General features: G+C 44.8%; 2 protein-coding genes and 1 pseudogene. All 3 read left to right on the top strand.

The window, feature by feature from the left end:
* The first annotated feature begins 125 nt into the window (after nt 1-125).
* Nucleotides 126-2231 carry an ATP-dependent helicase HrpB gene (gene hrpB, locus AACQ83_RS06010; RefSeq protein ID WP_240000712.1) on the top strand — a complete coding sequence of 702 codons (2106 nt, stop codon included), beginning with the start codon at nt 126-128 and terminating at the stop codon, nt 2229-2231.
* Between the two features lie 89 nt (nt 2232-2320).
* Nucleotides 2321-4783: a bifunctional glycosyl transferase/transpeptidase gene (gene mrcB, locus AACQ83_RS06005; protein ID WP_112876863.1), complete on the top strand. Its 2463-nt coding sequence runs from the start codon at nt 2321-2323 to the stop codon at nt 4781-4783.
* A 936-nt stretch (nt 4784-5719) separates the two neighbouring features.
* Nucleotides 5720-6088, top strand: a pseudogene (locus AACQ83_RS06000) (HipA domain-containing protein); the annotation flags it as partial.
* Nucleotides 6089-6375 lie beyond the last annotated feature (287 nt).

Raw genomic sequence — 6375 nt, 5'->3', positions numbered from 1 at the left:
ACTCAAAACGAAATGGCCGAGTGGGATGGGAAAGGCTGTGGCAAGGATGGTTCATGTTACAAACCATCCTTGAAGGTTATTTACTGTCCAAGTCTCTTGATCTATGAAATATGATCAAGAGACAGATGCTGACAGGGGTTTCTCTGGTGATTCTGGATGAATTCCATGAGCGCAGCTTGCAGGCTGATTTTGCGTTGGCATTGTTGCTGGATGTACAGGCAGGGCTACGGGATGATCTGCGAATTTTGATCATGTCAGCGACGCTGGATAATCAGCGGCTCTCTTCTTTATTGCCTGATGCGCCAGTGATTATTTCAGAAGGGCGAAGCTTTTCTGTGACCAGACATTATTGTCCTTTGCCTGCTCACCAACCTTTTGAACAGTGTGTAGCCACCGTCGTATTGCGGTTACTACAACAGGAGCAAGGTTCTGTGCTGTTGTTTTTGCCGGGCAGCGGGGAAATTCAACGGGTGTTTGGACTTCTTAAAGAGATAGTTGCTGAGGATACCGATCTTTGCCCGTTATACGGTGCGTTGTCATTGGCTGAACAACAAAAAGCTATCGAGCCTTCATCACGTGGACGCCGTAAAGTTGTTTTGGCGACTAACATTGCAGAAACCAGTTTAACGATTGAAGGTATTCGACTGGTGATTGATAGTGGTCTTGAACGCACGACGCGTTTTGAACCCAAAAATGGATTGACTCGCTTGATCACTCAACGCATCAGTCAAGCTTCTATGACACAACGAGCTGGTCGAGCGGGACGGTTGGAAGCCGGTGTTTGTTGGCATCTATTCAGCCAAGAACAGGCAGAAAGAGCGGCAGAGTATAGTGAGCCCGAAATTCTGAATGCTGATCTCAGTGGCTTATGGTTCTCCTTATTGCAGTGGGGATGTCATGATATTTCCCAATTGTACTGGCTAGATATGCCTTCTGACGCAGCGTTGGCAGTAGCCAAATCGCTGTTATTACAGTTAGGTGCAGTCAATAACAATGGTCAGTTAACGTCCAGAGGCAGAAAAATGGCGGAATCCGGCAGTGATCCGCGCTTGGCTGCAATATTATGTGCAGGGTTGGAACAAGGGGCCGATATGCTGGCAACCGCAGCTATGCTGACCGCGATTCTGGAAGAACCGCTCCGTGGTGGCCAGCCGGATATCACTTATTGGGTTGAGCAGCGACAAGCTCATTGGTTACGGCGGGCAAAGCAGTTAGCTAGGAATATGGGCGATCATTTTGGTGAGCCAGACGGTGGATTTGTTGCAATGCTATTAGCCCAAGGTTTCCCTGACAGAATAGCCAAAAATCGGGATAAGGGAGGGCGTTTTCAACTGGCTAATGGTTTGGGGGTGATGATCGATGATGAAGAAAAGTTATCTGGCGAATCGTGGCTAGTGGCTCCTTCATTATTACAAAACAGCAGAAATCCTGATGCGCGTATTTTGCTGGCTTGCCCTCTGGATATTGAACGGCTGATACAACAGCAGCCGAATTTATTTAGCGAGCAGAGTGTCGTTGAATGGGATGATAACAAAGGGACATTGCGAGCATGGAAACGACTGCAATGTGGGTGCTTGACAGTAAAAGCCCAACGATTGGCAAAGCTTTCAGATGAGCAATTACAGCTGGCCCTGCTAAACTGGTTACGCAGTGAGGGATTACATGAGCTCAACTGGTCACCTGCGGCAGTTCAGTTGTGCATCCGTATCCAATGTGCGGCTAAATGGTTGCCTGAAATGCAGTGGCCGGCAGTAGATAATGATGCATTAATGGTTTCTCTTGATGATTGGTTGATGCCGTTCCTTACTGGTGTGCGTGATTTGAAAGGGCTGAAACAGATTGATTTGTTGCCGGCACTGGAAAGTTTACTGGATTGGCAACAACAACAGTGTCTGGATAATGAACTGCCTATTTATTATACTGTTCCAACTGGCAGTCGGATAACAATCCGTTATTTCAGTGATAAACCACCGGTATTATCTGTTCGGATGCAGGAAATGTATGGTGAGCAGCAAAGCCCATCTCTGGCAAAAGGGCGGGTGGCTGTGGTGCTTGAACTATTATCGCCAGCCCAAAGGCCATTGCAGATTACGCAAGACTTAGCCGCTTTTTGGCGAGGCTCGTATCGAGAAGTGCAAAAAGAGATGAAAGGGCGTTACCCAAAACATCCATGGCCGGATGATCCGGCAAATACATTACCCACTCGGCGGGTAAAAAAATATTCGCAGTAGAATTTAACAACTTTTTGCCGGCGAATAGATTCACTAAAAGATATGAATATCAATTAATTAGCATCTAAGCGGCTTTGGAGAATTTTGGAATGTCTGGTGAAGATCGTCAACCAATCGGACGTAAAGGCAAAAAGCCGGTACCCCGCCGTAAACGGCCGTTAAAAAGACGATATCTGTTGGATGACGATGATAATGTCTATGAAAATGATGATGACTACGATGATGAAGAGGATCAACCCATGACAAAGAAAGGAATGTATTCCCGTCCACCTAAGAAAAAGTGGCGTTGGTTCTGGTTGTTATTCAAGATATTTATTATTTTTGCCGTATTATTGGCGGCTTATGGTGTCTATCTGGATGCCAAAATCCGCGATCGCATTGATGGAAAAGTTTGGGAGTTACCGGCGGCAGTTTATGGCCGCATGGTTAATCTTGAACCGGGCATGAACTACAGCAAGAAAGAGATGGTACACCTGCTGGAAGGAATGCAATATCGTCAGGTGACGAAAATTACCCGTCCAGGAGAGTTTTCTGTCAGAGGCGAAACCATTGAAATGTTGCGCCGTCCGTTTGATTTCCCTGACAGTAAAGAGGGGCAGATCCACGCTTTGCTGACTTTCAGCGATAACCGTTTGGCGGGGATCGAAAATCTGGAAAATCAGCGTCAGTTTGGGTTCTTCCGTCTTGATCCGAAGCTGATTACCATGTTGCAGTCCCCCAATGGGGAGCAGCGGTTATTTGTGCCACGTTCTGGTTTCCCCGATTTACTGGTTAACACCTTGCTGGCGACAGAAGATCGCCATTTCTATCAACATGATGGTATCCGCATCCTTTCTATCGGGCGTGCGTTTCTGGCTAACTTGACGGCGGGACGCACTGTTCAGGGGGGAAGTACCCTGACGCAGCAATTGGTGAGAAACTTGTTTCTGACCAATGAACGTACCTTGGTGCGTAAAGCGAATGAAGCTTACATGGCGGTTTTGATGGATTATCGCTATAGCAAAGATCGGATTCTCGAATTGTATCTGAACGAAGTTTATCTGGGGCGAAGTGGTGGTGAACAGATCCGGGGGTTCCCGCTGGCGAGTCTTTATTATTTTGGCCGTCCGGTGGATGAACTGAGTTTGGATCAGCAGGCGTTGCTGGTCGGCATGGTGAAAGGTGCTTCACTCTATAACCCGTGGCGTAATCCGACACTCGCTCTCCAGCGCCGTAATGTGGTGCTCAAGCTGTTACAAAATCAGCAAATTATTGATGAAGATCTTTATAAATTATTGAGCGCTCGTCCACTGGGGGTAAAACCGAAAGGTGGGGTTATTACCCCACAACCGGCGTTTATGCAGCTAGTTCGTAAGGAGTTGCAGGACAGACTGGGGGATAGAGTGAATGACCTGTCCGGCGTGAAAATCTTCACTACATTGGACCCGGTATCTCAGGAAGCGGCTGAAAACGCAGTAGAAGAGGGAATTGCCAGCCTGAGAAAAACCCGCAAAATTGCTGACCTTGAAGGGGCAATGGTGATTGTCGATCGCATCAGTGGTGAAATCAGGGCGATGGTTGGGGGTTCTCAACCTCAGTATGCTGGATTTAACCGAGCGATGATGGCACGTCGTTCAATTGGTTCATTGGCAAAACCTTCTACTTATTTGGCGGCATTGAGTGAACCTGATCAATATCGGTTGAATACTTGGCTGGCGGATGAACCTCTTGCGGTAAAACAGCCGAACAGTAAGGTTTGGGAACCGAGAAATTATGACCGTCGTTTCCGTGGGCGTGTCATGTTAATAGATGCGCTGGCGAGTTCATTGAATATTCCTACAGTGAATCTTGGGTTGGCGGTTGGCCTTGATCATGTCAGCAACACCTTGATCCGGCTTGGCGTACCGGAGGAGGTGATTCAGCAGGTTCCAGCGATGTTACTGGGTTCTCTTAGTTTGACGCCATTAGAAGTAGCGCAGGAATACCAGACGATGACGAGTGGTGGCAACCGTGCGACACTTTCCGCATTACGTTCTGTTATCACGGAAGATGGCACGGTGATATATCAGAGTTACCCACAGGCTGAACGGGCTGTACCGGCTCAGGCCGCTTATCTGACGCTGTATGGTATGCAGCAGGTTGTGGCGAGAGGGACTTCTCGTTCTCTGACGGCCAAGTTTGGTCGTTATAATCTGGCAGGTAAAACGGGCACTACCAATGATCTGCGTGATAGCTGGTTTGCAGGAATCGATGGTAAAGAAGTGGTGATTGCATGGGTTGGTCGTGATAACAACGAACCGACTAATCTGACGGGGGCTACAGGGGCGTTGAACGTATATCGCCGTTATCTGGAAAATCAGACTCCGCTGATGCTGAATAACATTCCACCAGAAGGCATTGTCGATATGGCGGTTAATCAGGATGGTAGCTTTAGCTGTAGTGGCAATGGTTGGAGAACATTACCGGTTTGGACTTATGATCCACAGAGTTTGTGCCAGCAGACAGCAGTGTCAGAGCCTGTTCAGCAACAAGAACAAGCACCGGGCTGGTTGCGGGAGATGTTTGGTCAATAATGAATATTTGATGAAATGAATAACAAAGCGCTGATCTTCTGGTCAGCGTTTTGATTTTATGAGTTTACCGGCTTCCTAAACATACCGCGCCATTATCTTTTCGACTTTACATTATTATCGCAATAGCGGTGATCCCCACATTTGTTGTGTAATTGCATGTAATTTTTTGCAAAATGTGATATTTTACACCTATTGGAGACAATAAAATCAGCAATTTTCAGAATATTCCTATATGTTTTTTAAGTGAAATATGATGAATTTATTTAGCTGATTTGCGAGTAGATGTATTAGCATTTGAACAAGTTGTATAGACGTTTTCTGGAATATTTTTTCTAATTTTCTACCTTTATTGGATAGTGGTTAATAAACCGTTATCCGTGCTTATATACTAGAGGTCAGATATGAATAAAGAGGTTATATACCCGTTATCTTTCAAGTTGCCTCTTTGTTGGCTGCACTCACTCACCCCAGTCACATAGTTCGCTATGCTCCCGGGGATTCGCTCCCTTGCCGTCACGATGCATCTTGAAATCCATAGGGTATAAATAATGGCAATCAATATTGAAGCGTTAATAAATAGCCTAAAAATCTTATCAGGAAATTTTTAATGAAGGTCTAATTTCTTATAAGAGTAAGTCTAGAGGAGATTCACAACGCTAATATCTTTTGAATTTGTAAAACTGGTAATCATACTGTTTACGTGGATTACCTTATTTCAGTTTCTACCGATATCAACTCATTTCATAATGTTCCATATATAGGATATTATCACTGTTAAAGTCTATAATGTTTTTTTAATAGGACATTAACATACAAGGTTTAGATTGATATATAATGTTCTGATAATTGCTCATTATGGATAATAATGGTTTTAATGTGTCATTTTGGGGGCGTTATGATATCACATGAAAAAACGGCTTCAGCAATTGCAGAAGGCTACTAAGAAGAATGTGCTTTAACATTATTGCTAGAAATCATGATGATCACGCTAAAAACTTCGCGTTTATATTAAAAGACAAAAAATGGGATTTGGCTCCGGCCTACGATTTAGCCTACAGTTACAAGCCTGACAGTAGATGGGTAAACAGCCACTGGATGAGTTTAAACGGTAAAAGAGACAACTTCACTCGGCAAGATTTTTATTCATTGGAAAAACTAAGCCCGCTGTTCACCAAAAAAATGGCCAATGGGATTATTGAGGAAACCATAGAAAAAGTCTCTGCTTGGAGTAAGATAGCCGCTGATTTTGGTGTATCAAAATCGTTGATTGATCTAGTTGATACAAATTTGAGATTGAATATCTAATATTGAAATTCTTATTTTCAAAAACAAGCTATAAATATAGGCAGCTTAGGAGTTGTTGTTAAAAAAGCCCTGCATTACAGGACGTTTGTGTGAGAGGCTTGATGCAGATGGGGATTATGTGTTTGCCGATGCTGATTTATCAGCTTGAGCCTGTTTCCGGCTCTTCGGCTTCCTATTCAGCGGCCTGACCATTACTTTCGTTCAACTCTTTGGCTGATGCGGCAGCATGACGCCCCAACGTGGATGCCATTTTGCAAGAAATTGGACTATTTAATTATATCGATATA

The organism is Photorhabdus sp. S10-54 (genome assembly GCF_963878145.1).
GTDB classification, from domain to species: Bacteria; Pseudomonadota; Gammaproteobacteria; order Enterobacterales; family Enterobacteriaceae; genus Photorhabdus; species Photorhabdus kayaii.
This window is presented reverse-complemented; position numbering and strand designations above follow the sequence as displayed.

Excerpts from the sequence above, each read along its gene's own strand:
- hrpB (WP_240000712.1), top strand. The coding sequence starts at position 126 with ATGCTGACAGGGGTTTCTCTGGTGATTCTGGATGAATTCCATGAGCGC.
- mrcB (WP_112876863.1), top strand. The coding sequence starts at position 2,321 with ATGTCTGGTGAAGATCGTCAACCAATCGGACGTAAAGGCAAAAAGCCG.